We start from the raw sequence: 19808 nt of genomic DNA, 5'->3' as shown, positions 1-19808 counted from the left end.
ATGCCTCGGGCCTAGAAAAGGTTGCGTGTGATTTTGGATCTGGTGTTGTGTAGGCGTATGTATATTTTTTGGAGACTGAAATTTCAAGTGTTCATGTTTTTGTTTGGTTATTTAGGAAATTTCTTTCAGATAAGTCTGCTTTCTGACGGGGCGAAGTTTTTAAAAATGTGGTTCGTTCGGCAATCTGGACCGTTATTCAGTAACAAGAAGAACCTGAAACATTCACCCGCAAGCCCGAAGCGAACCCTCTTCAAAAACGCACTTCAACCGCCAGCGGCAAATGGTCGGAGAGGTGGGGCCACGGCTTGTTTCCCAGTATCTTCGGTTCGTGACTGCTGGCGTTGCGTAGGTAGACGCGGTCCAGCCGCAGCAGTGGAAAGCGTGCCGGGTGAGTCATGGCAGGGTGTCCGTGGTGGCGTTCGAAGGCTTCGTGCAGATCGTCGCGTTGAGCAAGCGTGGCGTTGCCTTGAAGCTGCCAGTCATTGAAGTCGCCAGCGATGATCACGGGGGCGTCATCGGGCAGTGATTCGATCAATTGACAGAGCAGGGCCAGCTGCAATTGGCGATGACTTTCCAGCAGGCTCAGGTGGATACAGATCGCGTGTACTTCGGTGTGCCCCGGCACATCGAGCACGCAATGCAGTAGCCCGCGACGCTCGGGGCCGGTGATGGAAACATCGAGGTTGCGATAGTGGCGGATCGGATATTTGGACATCAGAGCATTGCCGTGATGGCCGGCGGGATACACCGCATTGCGGCTGTAGGCGAAATCGCTCCACATGCTGTCGGCGAGGAACTCGTACTGCGAGGTTTGCGGCCAAGTGCTATGACGCGAAGCATGGCGATCATATTCGCCGAGCACTTCCTGTAAAAACACCAGATCGGCAGAGGTGCTGCGCACGGCTTCACGCAGTTCCGGAAGAATGAAGCGGGTTGAGGGCCGTGAAGCCCTTGTGGGCATTGACCGTCAGAATCCTCAGGCGATGAGTGGCCGCAGGTGTATTCATCGAGGCTGGATCGATGGTGCGCCGTTCTGAATCGGGGCTCACGTTCACTCCACGGCATCGGTCGGGTTATCTATGCAACTGATGCATTGGCCGAAAATCAGCATTTTGAACAGGGCCAAGGCATCACTTCTTTCGCGATCACACAAAAATGATTTCATAGGGCTGACGCATCCGCTCCAGGATAACCCTGGGCAGTTTCGGCGCGATGCCGATCTCCGGTTCACCGTTCAGCTGGCTGGCGTATGCATGGGTGGCGTGGCATTTGCGCGCGACGGTCCAGGTGTCGAGGCGAACCTTGCGGGCGCGGTGCCAGGGAAGCCGCCCCTGATCGCGGGCAGGCCAGTGCCAGGCCCAGACCGGCACTTCATTGAAACTCGCACCCACCATAAGGGCGGCTTTTGCCGTGGCCCGACCTACCGTGTCATGGTCGATGATGCCGTCCTCGCTCCAGGTGCTGAACACCACATCACCCGGTCGCAGGTAGCGTGCGATGAATTGTGTCAATTGGAGTTCACGCTCGGCCAGTCCGTTGTCGGTAAAACCGCCGCGTATCCATTTCAGGCTATGCATGGGCAAACCGAGGCGACGCAGGGCTTCGACGCTTTCCTGTGGGCGGAACACACTCAGGCGCTTCTCCGACCAGAGGTTCGAGCCTGGATGACCGGCGCTGCCATCGGTGATCGAGATCAATTGCAGGGGGTGGCCAAGGGTGGCGAATAGTTGCAGCAGGCCACCGCAGGTCACGACTTCATCACCCGGATGCGGTGCGATCACCACTGCGCGAGCGCCAGCAGGGATCAGGGTGGATGTGCTGATGACGGGAATATTGTCCAGTTGCCGGGCAGTGTTCCAGATCTGCACAGGCAAACTACTGTCGACGAGGGTAGTGGATTTCATGGCGATACGTCCTTGTTCTGGTGTGCCGTCACACGTATTACGGCTGGCTGAACACGCCGGCGCAGACCCTTTGCGGCCGGATGATCACAGGGCACAGCGCTCCAAACCCTGGATTGCTGCGAGCAGAGTATTGCTCATGGATCACCATTCGTCGCCCCGTCACCTCCTTAATGAGCGTTTTTTGTGACGTAGCTTGCTCAAATGTTGCCGATAAAGGGGGCGTCTCAGTCTTGCTCCTCATGCTGCAACTCGAACAACAGCAACGAGCGGCCGGTCACCGAATATTGGTGATTGAAGTCGAACCGCTCCTGGCCCTGAATCGAGGGCTGGTTGGTGTCAATCAGGCAGATCCAGAATCCGCCGTCAGGCACTTCCGGTAGTCGAAAATTGACAATGTCGTGATGCGCGTTAACCACCAGCAGCAAGGTAGCGTCGGCGCCTTTGCGACGGATTCCGGTTTCCTGGGCGCGTCCATCGAGCAACATGCCCAGGCATCGCCCGTGGCCGTCATGCCATTGTTCGGTGGACATTTCGCTGCCGTCGGGTGCCAGCCAGGTGACGTCCTTGACGCCAATATCCTCGTTGTAATTGCCAACCAGAAAGCGTCCGCGCCGTAGTATCGGATAGGTCAGGCGCAGCTTGATCAGGCGTTTGACGAATTTGAGCAAGGCCTTGCCGTCTTCGCTCAGGTCCCAGTTGACCCAGCCAATTTCACTGTCCTGACAGTAGGCGTTGTTGTTGCCGTGCTGGGTTCGGGCAAATTCGTCACCGGCCACCAGCATCGGCGTGCCTTGGGCCAGCAGCAGGGTGGCGAAGAAATTGCGCATCTGTCGCTGGCGAAGCGCATTGATCTCGGGATCATCGGTGGGGCCTTCAACGCCGTGGTTCCAGGACAGGTTGTAATGAGTGCCGTCCTGATTGTTCTCGTCGTTGGCTTCGTTGTGCTTGTCGTTGTAAGAGACCAGGTCATTCAAGGTGAAGCCGTCATGGGCGGTGACGAAGTTCATGGAGGCATAGGGACGGCGGCCGCGTTGATTGAACATCTCACCCGATGCCGTCATGCGTGCGGCGAAGTCGGCGAGCTGGCCGTCATCGCCTTTCCAGAAGGCGCGTGCGGTGTCGCGGAATCGGTCGTTCCACTCGACCCAGCCTGGCGGAAAATGGCCGACCTGATAGCCACCAGGGCCAATGTCCCAAGGCTCGGCGATCAGTTTTACCTGACGCAGGATCGGGTCCTGGCGGCAGGCAACGAGGAAGCTGTGACGCTCGTCGAAACCGTCGTGGTAACGCCCGAGGATGGTCGCCAGGTCGAAGCGGAACCCGTCGACATGCATTTCGGTGGCCCAGTAACGCAGCGAATCGGTGACCATTTGCAGCACACAGGGATGGCTCAGGTCGAGGGTGTTGCCGGTGCCGGAGTCGTTGATGTAGAAGCGTTTGTCATCGGGCTTCAGTCGATAGTAGGAGACATTGTCGATGCCGCGCATCGACAGGGTCGGGCCCTGTTCGTTGCCCTCGGCGGTGTGGTTGTAGACCACGTCCAGAATCACTTCAAGATTGGCTTCGTGCAGGTGCGCGACCATTTCCTTGAATTCGGCGATCTTGCCGCTGGCCAGGTAGCGCGGATCGGGGGCGAAGAACGCGATGCTGTTGTAGCCCCAGTAATTGGTCATGCCCTTGTGCAGCAGGTGCTGGTCATTAACGAAGGCGTGTATCGGCATCAGCTCCACCGACGACACGCCAAGTTTGCGGATGTGTTCCAGCAGGTCATCGACCATCAACCCGGCGAAGGTCCCGCGCAGCGCTTGCGGGACGGACGGGTGACGCATGCTGATACCGCGTACGTGAGCCTCATAAATGATCGTTCGATCCCACGGCACATTGACCCGATGGTCATGGCCCCAGGTGTGCGCGGGGTCGATGACCTTGCACTTGGGCACGAAGGGCGCACTGTCGCGCTCGTCGAAACTGAGGTCGGCGTCGGGGTGGCCGATGGTGTAGCCGAACAAGGCTTCGGACCACTTCAGTTTCCCCACCAACTGTTTGGCGTAGGGGTCGATCAGCAATTTGTGGTGGTTGAAGCGGTGACCGTTTTGCGGGTCGTAAGGCCCATACACCCGGTAGCCGTAGATCAGCCCCGGATGAGCGTCCGGCAAGTAGCCGTGAAAGATTTCGTCGGTGTATTCCGGCAGTTCGATACGTTCGAGCTCGACTTCACCGGCATCGTCGAACAAACACAGTTCGACCTTGGTGGCGTTAGCCGAAAATATCGCGAAGTTGACCCCCAGACCATCCCAGGTCGCACCGAGCGGGAAGGGCAAGCCTTCACGGATTCGCGAGGCCTCGATGTGAGGTTCTGGCGCGGTTTTTTTTGGCGTGGTCATCATTGCTCCTGCAATCGGGCTTGGGTGTTGGCGCCGGCATTGCTGGTTTCTCAACGTCGAACCAACCCCGAAGTGGCGAGCCTGCTCGCCACGCGGTCAATCAGAGCCTGGCACGCTCAACTGGCTGGCTTGCGCGGTGCTCGAGGCTTTTTCGCGGTCACAGGCTTTTCACCCGGTGGCGCTGCGACCTTGGCGTTTGTCGCGGCTTTGGTTTTGGGCTTGGCCGCTGTGGGCTTGCTGGCAGCTGTTTTGCTGCTGTTGGTTTTGCCGCTATTGGGTTTGGCGGTACGGGCAGGCTTGGTCGGGGCCAGGGCTTCGGCTTCTGCCAGCTTGCACGCCATCTCCCAGTGGCGCGTCTCCTGGCCTTCGGGTTTCCCCTCGGACTCCCAGATCAGATAGGCAAATTCACGAATGCGTTTGTCATCGGTACTCATCGCAATGCTCCTGAGTTGAACTCAAGTCTGGATAAACAGATTGACCGGGAAATCTCCCAGCGCGGCGCTGATCAGCAATTCCTTGTGGTGTGTGACTGCACCTGTTGTAAAAAGTCCCTTCAGCTTTTCTTCGGCGGCGGTGAACGGCAGTTTGACCCGGGTGTCGCCCCAGAGCAGGGCAGGCACCTGCGGTGTGGCACTGCTTTCCAGCAACGACGCAACCCGCACCGGCACCAGCACAATCGCCCGTTGGCCGTCGAGTTCACGGGCGAAAGCCAACACCCGCCCGGCCTGGCTGCCCACCACCTGCAACGCTTGATAACGGCCCCGCTGAAACAGTTGCGGGTATCTCGCGCGTAACGCCAACGTGTGGGCGATCAACGCCTGTTTGATGCGCCCGTCACGCCAGGTGTGCAGCAACTGTCGAGTGTCCACCGGCGTATGCAATGCTTGCTGGCGGACGCTGAAATCAACTGCTCGCCGATTGTCCGGATCCACCAGGCTGAAGTCCCAGAACTCGTTGCCCTGATACAGATCCGCAACCCCCGGCACCGTCATGCGCAGCAAGGTTTGCGCCAATCCATTGAGCGCGCCGCCGCAAGCGATCGCTTGCGCAGCATCGGCGATGGCAGTGCGTAAAGGCAGGCCTTCGGGGCTGAGCAGAAGGCGCTCGAGGAAGGCCCGCGTGGCCTGCTCATAAGGCGCGTTGGGTGCGCTCCAGCTGCTCTGGAGTTTGGCTTCGCGCTGGGCTTTTTGCTGCCACTGCCACAGGCGTTCGGTGTAGGCCGTCAGCGACGCTTGATCATCGCAGCGAAGCTCCAGCGGCCAACTGGCGAGCAAGGTCTGGTAGAGCAGCAGTTCATCGGCAACGGAGGGCGTCGACGGATCGCTGCGCAGGGCGCTGGCCCGTATTCGCCAGTCTTCGACCTGTTCGGCATACCAGGTGCTGCGTTCGCTGAGCAGCGCCAGACGTGCGCGGCTGTCTTCGCCGCGTTTGTGGTCATGGGTAGCGCTGGCCAGCAGCGTATCCGGGAATTCGCTGAGACGTTGGCTGCACGCCGCGTGGAAGTCGGCGAGTGGGGCGCTGAACCGCTCGGTGTTGAAGCCGACATCGTTACGCGACAACAGCACGCCTGAGCGATAGAGCGCGGTGTCTTCCACGGCTTTGGCGGCAGTCGGTGAGGTCAGTTGCTGGAAGCGCACGCAGGCGTGCTTGAGAATCTTGCGCTGACGGCCCACCGGGCGTTCGCGCCAGGGTTGTCCACCCAGCCACTGCGCCAGATAGTCGAGCACCGGCCAGTCGGCTTCGCTCAAGGTCTGGCGCGCGCCGTTCATCGCATGCTGGAAAAACACCTCGTCTTGCGCCGAGCGCCCACACGGGCCGATGTACGTTCGGTACACCGGGAAATGCACGATCAGTTCCTGCAATGCCCGACGAATCGCTCCGAGGGTCATGTCTCGGCTCATCAGGTCATCGCGGGCCACTTGCAGCAAGGCCTGCGCGACACTTTCGAAGTCGCCGGCCAGCGAACCGTTGAGAATTTGCTGGCGTGCCAGTTGTGCTTCCTCGATGAACGCCGCGGGCCGTTCGGTATGTCGGCTCCACAGTTCGCCAAGGACTTGCTCGCCCTGCGGGTCGTGTTGCAGCAGCGACAACTGATTCATGAACTCATAGCCCGTGGTGCCATCGACCTGCCAGTCGCGACGCAGCGTTTCACCGTCGCCGAGGATTTTTTCAATATAGATCGGTACGTGCCGCAACGGTAACAGGGCGTTCACCCGACGCCTGAGTTTGCGGCAGTAACCCCGCGGGTCGGCGAGCCCGTCGATGTGGTCGATGCGCAATCCATCCACCAGGCCCTCGGCAATCAGCTCGAAGATTTTTGCATGGGTGGCTTCGAACACGGCCGGGCGTTCGACCCGCAGCCCGGCCAGTTCATTGATGTCGAAGAAGCGCCGCCAATTGATGTCATCGGCTGCCGTACGCCAACTGGCCAGGCGATAACTTTGGCGTTCGAGCAGCTCGTGCAGACGGCTGAAACCTTCGGGTTGGCGTGAGTCATGGCGGCGGAGGTTGTGTTCGATGCAGCACAAGATCGCCGGGTCAGACGCCAGTGTGATGAGCGCTTGTTGCAAGGGGCGCGCGAGGGAATGGGCATCGGTCTGGTAGTGCAGGGAGGTGAACTGATCGGCCAGTACCTTGAGTTGCAGTGCCCGTTCAACGTCGAGCGAGTCGGCAGGCTTGAGCAGTTCAGCGTAGTCGGTGGGGCAGATCGGAAAGTGATGCTCATGGTGTTCGACATGGAAGCTGCCCCGTCCTGGATCGAAGTGCAGCGTCAGCGTGCCGTCCTGCAAGGCACTGCCGTAATCGCTGCCCAGGAACGGCAGCAATAGCTGGCCTACGAGCAATGGGTCTGGCGAATGCCATTGAATGTCGAAAAACTCACCATAAGGACTCAATCGCCCCCACTCCAGCAAGTCCAGCCACCAGGGATTGTCGGCGCCGCCTACGGCCATATGGTTGGACACGATATCCAGAATCAGCCCCATGTCCTGGGCGCGTAGCGCACTCACCAGTCGCCGCAGGGCTGCCTCGCCGCCCAGCTCGGGATTGACCTGGCTGGGGTCGACCACGTCGTAGCCGTGCATCGACCCGGCGCGCGCACTCAACAGCGGCGAGGCATAGAGGTGGCTGATGCCTAAACCGCTGAAATACGGCACCAGCGGCACGGCGTCATCCAGGGTGAACCCCTGATGAAACTGCAGGCGCAACGTCGCCCGTACCGAGAGGGTTTGCACCTCACTCATTGATCACGCTCGGCCGCCTGAAGGCGCGCGCAAGCGAGCAGCTCCAGCCGTCGTGCGGCATCCGCATCGTCCAGCAGTACGTCGCTTTCATCGGCAAAGCGCCGGCGCCAGTTCGGATGACTGTCCGTGGTGCCGGGKAGGTTGGCCTGCTCGTCAATGCCCAGCGCATCTTCCAGCGGCAGCAACACCAAGGGGGCGCGGGTGTGCCCCAGGAAACGCACGCTGGCGTCGAGTACCTGGTCGGTCTCGTGGCTCTCTTCACGGAAATTTTGCGGGTCCTGACTCAAGGCTCGACGTAAACCTTCGCGTTCACGCTGACGGTGCTCGCGCCATTGCTGTTCACCGTGGCTGTCGACCAGCCCCAAGCGGACGCTCCATTCAATGTCGCGGCCATGCCACCACCCGTTGAGCGTTGGCAAGTCATGGGTGCTGGTGGTGGCGAGTGCGTTATCCGGCCAATCAAGAATCGGTTTGAAGTGTGCCCCGTGGTCCTGCTCGAACAGCAGTACGCGCATCCCCAGGATCGAGCGGGCGATGAGTTTGTCGCGCAGGCCATCGGGCACGGTGCCGAGGTCTTCGCCGAGTACGATCGCCTGATGTCGATGGGATTCCAGCGTCACCAGACGCAACAGGTCGTCCACCGGGTAATACAGATACGCGCCGTCACTCGGCGGCGCGCCGAGGGGGATCACCCACAGCCGCTGCAAACCCATGACATGGTCGATGCGCAGACCGCCGGTATGGGCAAAATTGGCCCGCAGCATTTCAATGAACGCGCGAAACCCATTACGGATCAACCCTTCGGGGGAAAACGCAGAAATTCCCCAGCCTTGACCCGTGCGGTTGAGAATGTCCGGGGGGGCGCCGACGGTGAGGTCCGCCAACAATTCGTCCTGACGACTCCAGGCCTGGCTGCCACCGCCATCCGCACCGACCGCCAGGTCGGCGATCAAACCGATGCCCATGCCACTGCTACGCGCAACGGTTTGTGCGCGTTGTAAACTGTGGGCGATCAACCATTGGCAAAAAGCGTAGAAGCCGATGCGATCTGCATTTTTCTCGGCAAATACCGTCAGTTCGACGCTGCGCGGGTCGCGCCAGTGCTCAGGCCACTGGCGCCAGTCGAGGCTTTCGCCAAGGGCGGCACAGGCTTCCTGAAGCGCCTCGAAACGGCAGTGGTTTTCCAGGGCCTCGCCACCGTCGTGACGAAAGCTGTTGAAGTCCGCGAGCAAGGGATGATCACCCTGGGAGAACCCTTCATACAGCGCTTGCAACAATTGCTGCTTGGCTTTGGCAGCAGCGGGCCAGTCGATCAGCGGTTGCTCTTCGAGGTGTTTGAACTCGTCGGCCAATTCAGTGGCGTCGATGGCCAGGCGAAGCGCGCGTTCGCCGAGAACTTCCCCGGGTGAGGCGTACAAGCTGTTGAGAAACAGACGGCTGGAAGGCGAGTAAGGGCTGTAGCGTTGTGTGTCGTTACTGAACATCGCGTGCAACGGGCTGATCGCCAATGCATCGGCGCCGCGCTCACCGGCAACGCGGGCGAGGTTTTCCAGTGCCTGCAGGTCGCCGAAGCCGCCGTCGCCGGGGCGTCGTAGTGAATACAATTGCACACTCAGGCCCCAGGCCCGGGGGATCGGGCTGTCAACGGCAGCGGCCACGCTATGGCACTGCAAGGGGGCGATGGCAAGTGTGAAGCGTTGGCCGGCGATGTGAACGTCCTGATAGCCGATCGGGATCAGCCCCGGAAGAACCGCTTCCTCATCGAGTTTCAGGTGGAGGATCGTGCCGTCTTCCAGGTGAATCTCACAGGGCGTTTCAGGGGCAAAATGACTTCCGAGGTCGAGCCCGGTGCCGACGTCGACTGTCATCAAGGGCGGCAAGCGTTTTTTTTGCTGGTTCTGTTGCAGTTCCTGCAGGCTGGCGTCGATTTCCTGAGCGCTGCCAGCCGGGTGGCCGAGCCCGGTGAGGATCGCTCGCAGTGCCGCCGGAGCGACTTTTTGGGGGCGGCCGTTGGCGTCGATCCAGTCGACTGCCAGGCCGGCTCGGCTGGCGAGGATTTCCAGTTGCGCATCGCTCATGGACGCTCTCCAGTGGTGGGTAGCAAAGGTGCCGCTGCCGTCAGACTGACCAGCGCGCAGTAGGGGGCGAGGGTGCCTTGTTGCAGGGCTTCGAAGGACCGCTGCGGGTACTCGAACAGCAACCGGGAATGGGCTTGTGATGAATGGGACACGGGCTCCGTGGTGAGGTTCAGGTCGATGCACAGCAGGCTGCCATCGCCCAAATGCCAGCGCGCACTTATCGCACCCGTTGCCAGCACCGTGGCGCCCAGCGCGTGAGCACCGGGCAGGCGCGGGATGATTTCTCGATGACGGATCAGCAGCAACTGTCGATACAGCGTCAGGGTCGCGTGCGGTGTCAGCGGTTCGGATGAGGTCAGTGTCGGACGCGAAGCGGTGAACGTGTGCAACGCATTCGGGTCGGGAATCTGCTCGCGGGTGTGCGGATCGGCGAAGGCGCTGAACGCCGCGAACTCATTGCGTCGACCTTCTCGCACCTGCCTGGCCAGGACTCCATGGTGGCTGGTGAAAAACAGAAACGGCTGGTCAGCGGCGTATTCATCGCCCATGAACAGCAGCGGGATCATCGGTGACAACAACAGAAGGACCGTCGCCGCGTGCAACGCCTGAGGTGCAGTCAACTGGTGGAGACGCTCGCCAAAGGCCCGGTTGCCGATCTGGTCATGGTTTTGCAGAAACAGCACGAAGGCGCTGGGCGGCAAATGCCCACTGGGTTCGCCGCGGGCACGGCCGTGGCGATTGACATGGCCCTGAAAGGCGAAGCCCTGGCTCAGGCAGCGCGCCAGTTTTTCGGTGGGTCGCTCGGCAAAGTCGGCGTAATAAGCCTCGGTTTCTCCGGTCAGCAAGACGTGCAGCGCGTTGTGCCCATCGTCGTTCCACTGCGCGTCGAAACCCTGCTCCAGCAGGCTGGCCTGGTTGTGCTCGTTTTCCAGGGTGAGCCAGACATGGCGGGGCGGGTCGATGTGCTCGCGCACGGTTGCCGCCAGTTCCTGAAGGAAATCCGGCTCATCGATGGCATGTACCGCATCCAGGCGCAAACCGTCGAAACGGTACTCAAGGAGCCACATCAGCGCGTTGTCGATAAAGAAGTCGCGCACCTCGCGACGGCGGAAATCGATGGCCGCGCCCCAAGGCGTGTGCAGGTCTTCGCGGAAAAAGCCCTTGGCATAGTGATGCAGGTAATTGCCGTCAGGGCCGAAATGGTTGTAAACCACGTCGATAATCACGGCCAGACCCAGGCCATGGGCGCTATCGATCAGGCGCTTGAGCGCATCAGGCGTGCCGTATGAAGACTGGGGCGCGTAAGGCAACACGCCGTCGTAGCCCCAGTTACGCTCGCCGGGAAACTGCGCCAGCGGCATCAGTTCGATTGCGGTAACGCCCAGTTCGGCCAGCCGCGGCAGGTGTTTTTCGACTTCGGCAAAACCACCCAACACACCCACATGCAGTTCGTAGATCACCGCTTCGTGCCAGGGCCGGCCTTGCCAGAAACAGTGCTGCCAATGGTAAGCGTGCGGGTCAACCACCACGCTGGGTGACGCAAGACCGCCGGCTTGCGCCCGGGACGCGGGGTCCGGCACGTCGCGTTCGCCATCGATGTTGTAGCGATAGCGGGTGCCGGCCGGGCAACGGGCCTCGATCACGAACCAGCCGTCTGCCTGAGGCAACATCGGCAGTGATTGCCCATCTTCCAGCTCGACACTGACATAAAACGCATCGGGCGCCCACAGGGCGAAACGGGTGTGTTCGGCATCCAGCATGACGGCGCCGTGGGGCCAGGTTTCCAGAGTCCGTAACGGCATTCAAGAATCCCTCTCACTGCCTGACCGAATGCCCCAACGCCTTGGCGACCAGTTGTTCATAGAGTTCAGCGTAGGGTTCGACCGCTTTGCACCAATTGAATGGCGCGGCCATGGCCCGGCAACGCATCGCGTTTAACAGGGGTGGGTGGGCGAACACCTTGAACGCCCGGCTCAAGGCTTCCTCGTAACTGGCGACCGTCGACTCGTCGAAGAGAAAACCGGTGACGCCATTGTCGATGGTGTCGGCCAGCCCGCCGGTGTTGCGTGCGACCGGCAACGAGCCGAAACGCTGCGCATACATCTGACTCAAGCCGCACGGCTCATAGCGTGAAGGCATCAACAGGAAATCACTGCCGGCGAACATCCGCCGTGCATCGGTTTCGTTAAAGCCGATGCGTACACCGATCTGCCCCGGAAAACGCAGGGCGAGGGCGCGCATGGCTTGTTCTTCTTCCGGCTCGCCACGGCCGATGATCGCGATTTGCCCACCCGAAGAGACGATGAACTCGGACACGGCTTCAGTCAGGTCCAGGCCTTTTTGGTAGACCAGTCGCGAAACCACGGCGAACAGCGGCCCCTTGGAGTCCTTCAGGCCGAACAGTTTGCGCACGTGGGCGGCATTCACCGCCTTGCCGTCCCAGTCGCCGATGCTGAACGGGCAAAACAGGTGGGGATCGGTCGCCGCATCCCAACTTTCGTCGATGCCATTCGGGATGCCGCTGAGCAGGCCTTGCTGGGTCTTGCTGGCAAGGAAACCGTCGAGACCGCAGCCGAAGGCCGGGGTGGTGATTTCCTGGGCGTAGGTCGCGCTGACGGTGGTGATATGGCTCGAGTAGGCCATGCCCGCCTTGAGAAACGACAGTTTGCCGTAGAACTCCATGCCTTCCTGTTGCAGGGCATGTTCGGGAATACCCAGTTCGGGGCAAGACGCGAGGCTGACCACGCCTTGATAAGCCAGGTTATGAATGGTGAACAGGGTCGGTGTGCGCTGACCACGCCAGTGCATGTAGGCCGGGGCCAGGCCAGCGGGCCAGTCGTGGGCGTGCACCAGATCCGGGCGCCAGTGAATGTGTGCGAGGTTGGCGGCGATGTCGGCGGCAGCCAGGCCCAGACGGGCAAAACGGATGTGGTTGTCCGGCCAGTCGCGGCCATTGTTGGCGCCGTAGGGCGAGCCCTCGCGTTCGTACAGTTCGGGGCAGATCAGGACGTAGATGACCAACCCGTCGGGCATGTCCATGCGGCCGATCTTGCAGGGGGGCAAGGCGGCATGTCCGCCCAGTTCGCCGATGATGTGGATCGGATTTTCGCTGTGCATTACTTGCGGATAACCGGGGATCAATACCCGAACATCGTGCAAATGGGCCATGGCGCGGGGCAATGCTGCAGAAACGTCACCCAGGCCACCGGTTTTCACCAGATCGGCGATTTCCGAGGTGACAAACAACACTTTCTTCTTGTTTGGATTCTGGCGTGGAGCGGGCAGTACCGTTTTCGCACCCGGGGCAAGAACCGACATCGAGGTCGGCTCGCCGATTTGCTGGTGAGAACGCTCTCCCTGGATTTCTAAAGCGGCACTGTTCATGTGTTTCTCCCGTTTTATTGATCTGTTTCAGGCATCTCACCCCATGATGCAGGCGGCCAGTTCCCGTGGCCGGGCGCAAAAGCGCTACGCAATGAACAGCAAACGCTGGTCGATGCGCTGAATCTCAAAGGCTGTAGTGGTCATTGCAAGGATTGCACCAGTCGCTGCGGCCCCACCTTTAACCTGACCTGTTGCTTCGGCAGAAAGTTTCGATTTTTTCCCCACAAAATGACCGGCCGGTTTTCAGTCACGAAATGCAGTCTAGGTCAGAACTTAGAGCGGGGTGTGTGACGTTTTGAAATTGTTCGACAATCGGTCTGACGTCAGGATTTCCGGGCTCAATGAGCCGCGCCCGCACCGACGAAGTGCAGGTTCTTTCGCAGCCAAGGCACAAAAAGGGGGAGAGGGTTGCCAGAGAGTGGGGCGTGTCAAAGCGCTGTCCGCACTCTATTGGTGCGAACAGCTTGCAGAAGCAGACACCACCAACCCTGTAGCAGCTGCCGCAGCCTGCGTTCGGCTGCGAAGCAGTCGTGAAACCATTCCCTGCGGTGTGTCAGGCTCACCGAGTCGTCAGTATTTACGACCGCTGCGCGGCCGAACGCAGGCTACGCCAGCTGCTACAAGTTGTGGGTCGGGACGGTGTGGCCTAATTCAACATTCGGATCGAATGGCCGGTTGTCCAGGCTTGAATATCTTCAATCATCTGTGAAAAGAACAGCCGGTAGTTCTGCTCACTGACATAGCCGACATGCGGTGTGGCCAGTACGTTGGGCAATGTCCGAAACGGATGGTCGGCGGCTAATGGCTCGCGCTCGAAGACATCCAGCGCTGCACCCTTCAAACGGTTCTGTTCAAGGGCCTGGATCAATGCGGCTTCATCGACGATCGGTCCGCGCGCGGTATTGATCAGCAATGCAGACGGTTTCATCCAGCCGAGCGCCTGTTCATCGACCAGGCCCCGGCTGCGCTCGCTGAGCACCAGGTGGATCGACAGCACATCGGCTTGCTCGAACAATTCGCGCTTGCTGACATAAGTGACTCCAGCTTCGGCTGCACGCTCGGCGGTGAGGTTTTCGCTCCAGGCGATAACGCGCATTCCGAACACCTGACCGAACTCGGCGATCCGTTTGCCAATGCTGCCCAGGCCCAGAATACCCAGGGTCTTGCCGTACAGGTCGCCACCGAGGCCTTGTTGCCAGTGACCGGCCCGCAGGGCGTTGGCTTCCGCGAGCAGATTGCGGGTCAGGGCCATGATCAGCGTCCAGGTCAATTCGGGCGCCGCCTGTTTGTAGCTGTCGGTTCCGCAGACCTGAACTCCCAATGCCGCGGCGGCCTTGAGGTCGATGGCGGCATTGCGCATCCCGCCGGTGACCAGCAATTTCAGTTTGGGCAGGCTACGCAGGAGTGTTTCGTCGAACCGCGTGCGCTCGCGCATCACGCAAATCACCTCGAAGGATCGCAGGCGCTCGCTCAGTGTGGTGTGGTCGGCAGGGTAGTCATGTAAAAAACTGACCTCGCCGATACCGTCCAGCACCGACCAATCCACCACATTGCGGGCTACGCCCTGCCAGTCATCGATCACCGCAATCTGCACAGTCATGAGCATTGTCTCTTCAAAGGGTTGGCGTGGTTTTGCCAGTCGGCCGAGGCTGGAATGTCGCGATTATGGCGACATTAACAAGGAGGCGCACCCAAGGTTCAAGGCATCCAGCCCAGTGTTGCCAGCGCCAGCACACCATAACGCGCACCTTTGGCGAAGGTCACGATCAGCAAAAAACGCCCCATGGGTTCTCGCATCACACCGGCCACCAGGGTCAGTGGGTCGCCAATGATCGGCACCCAGCTCAGCAGCAGTGACCAATGGCCATAACGTTGGTAGTGAGTGCGGGCCCTTTCCAGATGAACGGAGCTGACCGGAAACCAGCGACGCTCCCTGAAACGCTCGATGCCACGTCCCAACCACCAGTTCAGCAACGAGCCCAGCACATTGCCGAGCGTGGCGACGGCGAGCAGCCACCACACTCCATGCTCGCCGTTGAGCAGCAAACCCACCAGCACGGCCTCGGACTGCAACGGTAACAACGTCGCGGCACCGAATGCCGCGAAGAACAGCCCGAGATAGCCAGCGAGCATTACCGGGCCGGGTAGTCGGCGATCACTTTATCGGTGCCGTTTTTAGTCAACCCAATGACCTGATAAGCATCGGCCATGCCGTCCATTTCCATGCCTGGCGAGCCCATGGGCATACCCGGAGCAGCCACGCCGAGCAGGTCGGATTTGCTCAAGGCCAGAACCTGATCAGCGGGAACATGGCCTTCGACGAATTTGCCATTGATCACCGCGGTGTGGCACGAAGCCAGTCGCGGTGGGACGCCGAGGCGCTGCTTGACTTCGCTCATGTTGGTTTCAACGTGATCGTTGACCTGGAAGCCATTGGCCTCCAGGTGCGCGATCCACTTTTTGCAGCAACCGCAATTGGCATCGCGGTGGACATCGATCGGAATCAGCTCGGCGGCCTGGGCCAGGGAGCTGATGAACAGGGCGCCAAGGGCGGCCAGACGCAGTGTGGTTTTCATCGGTTGTCTCTCGTTGATCATTTCACGCCGCGCATTTTGACCATTTTCCCCGATGAAAAAGGCTGCTTATGTTTCAAAGTTATTCATGGGTATCCCTTGAAGGTTATGCCCACGCGAAACGCGCGGGCGGCATTCACGGGTTCACTTGACCTTGAAGCGCCCCATGATCGAGCTGACCCGGCTATTGGCATCCAGCAACTGGCGTGTATTGAGGTCGGTGGCGTGACCGCTTTGCACCAGCTCTTCTACCATGTGGCGGATCTGCACCATGCTGCGGTTGATCTCCTCGGTCACTGCGCTTTGCTGCTCGGCGGCCGTGGCGATCTGGGTGCTGAGGCTGTTGATGTGGCTGACCGAGCCGGCCATTTCGTCCAGCCCGGCGTTGACTCGCGCCGTCGCATCGGCGGCGGACTGACAGCTGGCCTGGGTGTTTTCCATGGCCGCCACCGAAGAACTGACACCTTGGGTCAAACGGCTGAGCATCTCGTTGATCTCCGAGGTGCTGGCCTGGGTGCGGGCGGCGAGGGCGCGGACTTCATCGGCGACCACGGCAAAGCCTCGACCTTGTTCACCGGCCCGCGCGGCCTCAATCGCGGCGTTGAGTGCCAGCAGGTTGGTTTGTCCGGCGATGGCGCCGATCACCCCGAGGATTTCGGTGATGCGCTGGGCATCCTGCTGCATGCTTTGGACTTTGTGGGTGGCACTGGCCACTTCACCGATCAAGGCGATCACGCTGCTTGAGGCTTCACCCACTACCACCCGTGAGCGGTCCGCGTGTTCGTTGGCGCGCTGGGTAAACGCCGCGGTTTCTGCGGCGTTCTCGGCAACGCTGTCGGCGGTCGAGCTCATCTCGGTGATGGCGGTGACGGTCTGGTCGGTCTCCGAGGCATGACGCTGCAGGATCTGGTTGGTGTGTGCCGAGGTCTGTTGCAGCTTTTCCAGGCTTGAGGCCATGGCGCCCGTGGCCTGGGTGACTTCGCCGATCATGTTTTGCAGGTAGGCGATGAAGGTGTTGACCGAATGACCGATCGCGCCCAGTTCATCCTCGGCGCGAATAGTGATGCGCCGGGTCAGGTCGGCGTCGCCGGTGGACAGCGCGTCGATGTTGGCTTTCAAGGCTTTCATGCGCTGGATCAGTTGGCGGATCGCATAGATTTGCAGCAGCACCAGCAGCAGAACCATCGGGATCTGCAACAGGCTCAAGGTGCTCAAGACGTCGTCGCGTTGAGCGGTGATCAGGTGGGTCGGCAGGGCGGTGGCAAGGAACCACGGTGTGCCTTCGATCGGGCGCATGAAGAACGTGTTCGCCACGCCTTGATTGTCGAACTCGACGCGTTGCAGCGAGGCGTCATGGCGCTCAAGCGCGGTTTTGATTTGCGCGGCAAAAGGCGAGTTGCCAGCCAATTCCCTGATGTTTTTCAGGACAATCGGAGCACTGATGCGCGAGCTGTTGCTGATGATCTTGCCGTCGGCCTCGACGATCAGCATTTCGGCGCCCAGGTCTTTTTCCTTGCGCGCCACCAGGTCGTTGAAGAAGCCCAGAGTGACGTCAATGGTCGCGACTCCGTACGGCACGCCATTGCGCGCTATCGCCATGGCGCAGTTGGTGCGCGGTTCGGCGCTGGCATCGTCCTTGTAGGCCGCGGCCCAGGCGCATTGACCGCGCGGTGTCTGCATGCCGCCCTTGTACCAGGACTGGTCGTAATAGTTGGGCGCCGCGTCGCTGTTCCAGAACGTGTTGACGGCCAGTTTGCCCGACGCATCCCGGTGCCAGAAAGTACTGAACTTGTTGCGTCCGGCTTCGCGCTGGCCAGGCAACGGCCAGATCCCGCCACCAAACACCTTCAGCTCACCGTACTGGTCCACCAAGCCAGGCAACACGGTGTCGATGGTTGCGCTGTCGAGCAGGGGGATGGTCTGGGTGATGCTGCGTTGTTGCGCTTGAACCTTGTTCAACTCGCCCTGGATCTGTTCGGCCACTTCGGCAATACGGTTCAGGGCCACCTGTTCTTCCGTGTGCCGAAGTTTCGGCGCGACCAACTGACTGATGCCCGCCACCGTCAAGGCGAACAACAACAGGATGAACAGCACCAGAAACAGCGTGTAACGGGCTTGAATGGTACGGAATGCGGGCATGAACCTGTCCTTGTGCTAAGCGCTCTTGTTGATTTGGTGCGGCGTTTAGCAGCTATCGGCCTGCGGCAGGCCGGCTTTAGTACCATAGTCCCAAAACAGGCTTTTTATAGACGACCGGTAAGTCACGGGCGTGAGCCATTTCCACGTTCCTTCAGGATCGGCAACGTGGTTTATTTCCGGAGGATTCAAGTGAATTCAATGACAGTCTGATTGTTAAACAATTGTTTCAGACCAATGAATTCAAGGGGTTGGTGGTTTGTATCCGAATTGTACAAGAATTGTAAAAAACGGAAATATTAGTAGGTGGAGGGGCGCTGGCACATTGATACTTGCGTACCAATTCATCAGTTGAACAAGGACTCTTTATGGTCACCTTACAAGGACGTCTGCGCGCTTCGGGGTATCTCCCGGCCAGGCTCACGCTGCGCACAGGGGCATTGTCATGACTATCGGTTATGTCGGTGGCTGGACCAGCAAGGCCGGGTTACTGGTTCGCGAGGGCGGGACGGGGACTAAACCTGTATCGCAGAGCGTCAAGGTCAGGCAGATGCTCGCACTGGTGGGCAGCGACCCTTTGGCGCTCAACACCGCGAAAATGAACGAGCAGAAGCTCTACAAGAATTTCAAGGGATTCAACCCTGAGACCGTCACGGTCAAACAGCTCGGCAACGTCAGTACCTTTTTGCGCGAGCGGGGTTTGATCAGTGATGTGACGGCGCTGACGCTGCTCAACGCCGGTGACAAGTTCGATCGCTTTGGGGTGCAGAAAGACCCGGATGAAAAATTCAATGCACTGGAATACTTCGCCATGCAGCTGGATAACATCCAGAGCAACAACCTCAAGGGCAACAAGTACGCCAATCACCTGGTTCCCGAATATAAAAAGGCGATTTACGTCCTGCAGAACCTGAAGACTTATGGCATGGGCAATGGCACCGCTGTTCCAAACACCAAAGGTGTCAGCGGCAAAGCCTGATCTTCAAGTGCAACAGGCCCGTCATACACCGCATGAACGGGCCTGCGACGCTCAATGTTATCGATCGAGCATCTGCATGACGGCCTGCGGGTAACGCGCCCCGAGCACCGCGTCATCCGGAAAAATCGCCTCCAGCGCCGACAAGTCTTCCTGACTTAATACTACGTCCAGCGCGGCGACATTCTCCTCCAGATACTTGCGCTGCTTGGTACCCGGAATAGGGATCAGGTAATCGCCTTGCGCCAGTACCCAGGCCAACGCCAGTTGCCCTGCGGTTACGTTTTTTTCCGCTGCCAGCGCTTGCACCTGCTCGACCAACTGCAAGTTCCGCTTGAAGTTTTCGCCCTGAAAGCGCGGGCTGAAGCGCCGGTAATCGTCCGCGGCAAAATCGTCAGGACTTTTCAGGGCCCCCGTCAGAAAGCCTCGACCGAGCGGGCTGTACGGCACAAAGGCAATCCCCAGGCGCTGGCAGGTGGCCAGGCAATCGTTGTGCTCCTGATCGCGGCTCCATAGCGAGTATTCACTTTGCAGCGCGCTGATCGGATGAACCTTATGCGCTCGTTCAAGGGTTTTCGCCGAGGCTTCGCTCAAGCCGAGGTAGCGCACTTTGCCGGCCTGGACCAGTTCGGCCATGGCACCGACGGTTTCTTCGATGGCCACGTCCGGATCGACGCGATGCTGGTAGTACAAGTCCAGGGTGTCCACGCCCAGGCGTTTCAGCGTGCCGTCGATGGCGGCACGGATGTACTCCGGTCGGCCATCGACTCCGCGTGCGGTGGGGTTGGCCGAATCACGCACAATGCCGAATTTGCTGGCCAGGAACACCTGGTCGCGCTTGCCTGCAATGGCTTTACCAATCAACTCTTCGTTGGTGTGCGGGCCATACATGTCGGCGGTGTCGAGCAAGTTGACGCCCAACTCCATGGCGCGATGCAATGTTGCCAATGCCTCGGACGTATCGCCGCCCGTGGTGTAGAAGTCGGTCATGCCCATGCAGCCCAGACCGATCGCAGAAACCTGAGGGCCGTTTTTGCCCAATTGACGAGTGTGCATGGTGTCGCTCCTTTTTTGATGTGGACCCATTGTTGCGCTCGACAAAAACAAGATAAACCGGCTAAAAACGCTATC

At 59.9% G+C, this 19808-nt stretch carries 13 protein-coding genes and 1 pseudogene; 1 reads left to right on the top strand and 13 read right to left on the bottom strand.

Annotated elements, in window-relative coordinates:
- Nucleotides 1-250 precede the first annotated feature (250 nt).
- The 12 genes and pseudogenes from AC1DIH_RS05785 to AC1DIH_RS05730 all read right to left on the bottom strand — a co-directional run bounded on the left by AC1DIH_RS05785 (nt 251) and on the right by AC1DIH_RS05730 (nt 17704).
- Nucleotides 251-1007 (bottom strand): annotated as a pseudogene (locus AC1DIH_RS05785) (endonuclease/exonuclease/phosphatase family protein).
- 138 nt (nt 1008-1145) lie between these two features.
- Nucleotides 1146-1904 carry a PIG-L deacetylase family protein gene (locus AC1DIH_RS05780; RefSeq protein ID WP_477770958.1) on the bottom strand — a complete coding sequence of 253 codons (759 nt, stop codon included), beginning with the start codon at nt 1902-1904 and terminating at the stop codon, nt 1146-1148.
- 224 nt (nt 1905-2128) lie between these two features.
- Nucleotides 2129-4288: a glycogen debranching protein GlgX gene (glgX, locus tag AC1DIH_RS05775; RefSeq protein ID WP_477770957.1), complete on the bottom strand. Its 2160-nt coding sequence runs from the start codon at nt 4286-4288 to the stop codon at nt 2129-2131.
- Nucleotides 4289-4404: 116 nt separating this feature from the next.
- Complete coding sequence (locus AC1DIH_RS05770; protein WP_477770956.1) at nt 4405-4722, bottom strand: DUF2934 domain-containing protein; 318 nt, start codon at nt 4720-4722, stop codon at nt 4405-4407.
- Nucleotides 4723-4743: 21 nt separating this feature from the next.
- Nucleotides 4744-7530, bottom strand: a complete 2787-nt coding sequence (locus AC1DIH_RS05765) for a malto-oligosyltrehalose synthase (RefSeq protein ID WP_477770955.1) — start codon at nt 7528-7530, stop codon at nt 4744-4746.
- On the bottom strand, nt 7527-9608 hold the full coding sequence (malQ, locus tag AC1DIH_RS05760; RefSeq protein ID WP_477770954.1) for a 4-alpha-glucanotransferase: 2082 nt from the start codon (nt 9606-9608) through the stop codon (nt 7527-7529). Before malQ ends, AC1DIH_RS05765 begins: the two co-directional genes overlap by 4 nt.
- The gene (gene treZ / locus AC1DIH_RS05755; protein WP_477770953.1) at nt 9605-11410 is read right to left on the bottom strand and encodes a malto-oligosyltrehalose trehalohydrolase; all 1806 of its coding nucleotides are present in this window, start codon (nt 11408-11410) and stop codon (nt 9605-9607) included. The genes malQ and treZ overlap by 4 nt, the downstream gene beginning before the upstream one ends.
- Before the next feature lie 13 nt (nt 11411-11423).
- Nucleotides 11424-12992, bottom strand: a complete 1569-nt coding sequence (gene glgA, locus AC1DIH_RS05750; protein WP_477770952.1) for a glycogen synthase GlgA — start codon at nt 12990-12992, stop codon at nt 11424-11426.
- A 646-nt stretch (nt 12993-13638) separates the two neighbouring features.
- Nucleotides 13639-14592, bottom strand: coding sequence for a D-2-hydroxyacid dehydrogenase family protein (locus AC1DIH_RS05745; RefSeq protein WP_477770951.1), 954 nt, complete (start codon nt 14590-14592; stop codon nt 13639-13641).
- A gap of 98 nt (nt 14593-14690) precedes the next feature.
- On the bottom strand, nt 14691-15125 hold the full coding sequence (locus AC1DIH_RS05740) for a YqaA family protein (RefSeq protein ID WP_477770950.1): 435 nt from the start codon (nt 15123-15125) through the stop codon (nt 14691-14693).
- The gene (locus AC1DIH_RS05735; RefSeq protein WP_477770949.1) at nt 15125-15568 is read right to left on the bottom strand and encodes a DUF411 domain-containing protein; all 444 of its coding nucleotides are present in this window, start codon (nt 15566-15568) and stop codon (nt 15125-15127) included. Before AC1DIH_RS05735 ends, AC1DIH_RS05740 begins: the two co-directional genes overlap by 1 nt.
- A 141-nt stretch (nt 15569-15709) precedes the next feature.
- Nucleotides 15710-17704: a methyl-accepting chemotaxis protein gene (locus tag AC1DIH_RS05730; protein ID WP_477770948.1), complete on the bottom strand. Its 1995-nt coding sequence runs from the start codon at nt 17702-17704 to the stop codon at nt 15710-15712.
- A 442-nt stretch (nt 17705-18146) separates the two neighbouring features.
- On the opposite strand from AC1DIH_RS05730, the gene AC1DIH_RS05725 reads away from it, so the two are divergent.
- Nucleotides 18147-18680 carry a hypothetical protein gene (locus AC1DIH_RS05725; RefSeq protein ID WP_477770947.1) on the top strand — a complete coding sequence of 178 codons (534 nt, stop codon included), beginning with the start codon at nt 18147-18149 and terminating at the stop codon, nt 18678-18680.
- A gap of 57 nt (nt 18681-18737) precedes the next feature.
- Here the strand turns inward: AC1DIH_RS05725 and AC1DIH_RS05720 are convergent, their stop codons facing one another.
- Nucleotides 18738-19733, bottom strand: a complete 996-nt coding sequence (locus tag AC1DIH_RS05720) for an aldo/keto reductase (RefSeq protein WP_477770946.1) — start codon at nt 19731-19733, stop codon at nt 18738-18740.
- Nucleotides 19734-19808 lie beyond the last annotated feature (75 nt).

The sequence above is a fragment of the Pseudomonas sp. 05N36 genome (assembly GCF_056397385.1).
Note: the sequence above shows the minus strand (reverse complement) of the source record. Positions and strands in the feature narration are given on the sequence as shown.

Bases quoted from the DNA above. Each gene is read 5' to 3' on its own strand.
- AC1DIH_RS05780 (WP_477770958.1), bottom strand. From the start codon at position 1,904: ATGAAATCCACTACCCTCGTCGACAGTAGTTTGCCTGTGCAGATCTGG.
- glgX (WP_477770957.1), bottom strand. From the start codon at position 4,288: ATGACCACGCCAAAAAAAACCGCGCCAGAACCTCACATCGAGGCCTCG.
- AC1DIH_RS05770 (WP_477770956.1), bottom strand. From the start codon at position 4,722: ATGAGTACCGATGACAAACGCATTCGTGAATTTGCCTATCTGATCTGG.
- AC1DIH_RS05765 (WP_477770955.1), bottom strand. From the start codon at position 7,530: ATGAGTGAGGTGCAAACCCTCTCGGTACGGGCGACGTTGCGCCTGCAG.
- treZ (WP_477770953.1), bottom strand. From the start codon at position 11,410: ATGCCGTTACGGACTCTGGAAACCTGGCCCCACGGCGCCGTCATGCTG.
- glgA (WP_477770952.1), bottom strand. From the start codon at position 12,992: ATGAACAGTGCCGCTTTAGAAATCCAGGGAGAGCGTTCTCACCAGCAA.
- AC1DIH_RS05745 (WP_477770951.1), bottom strand. From the start codon at position 14,592: ATGACTGTGCAGATTGCGGTGATCGATGACTGGCAGGGCGTAGCCCGC.
- AC1DIH_RS05740 (WP_477770950.1), bottom strand. From the start codon at position 15,125: ATGCTCGCTGGCTATCTCGGGCTGTTCTTCGCGGCATTCGGTGCCGCG.
- AC1DIH_RS05735 (WP_477770949.1), bottom strand. From the start codon at position 15,568: ATGAAAACCACACTGCGTCTGGCCGCCCTTGGCGCCCTGTTCATCAGC.
- AC1DIH_RS05730 (WP_477770948.1), bottom strand. From the start codon at position 17,704: ATGCCCGCATTCCGTACCATTCAAGCCCGTTACACGCTGTTTCTGGTG.
- AC1DIH_RS05725 (WP_477770947.1), top strand. From the start codon at position 18,147: ATGACTATCGGTTATGTCGGTGGCTGGACCAGCAAGGCCGGGTTACTG.
- AC1DIH_RS05720 (WP_477770946.1), bottom strand. From the start codon at position 19,733: ATGCACACTCGTCAATTGGGCAAAAACGGCCCTCAGGTTTCTGCGATC.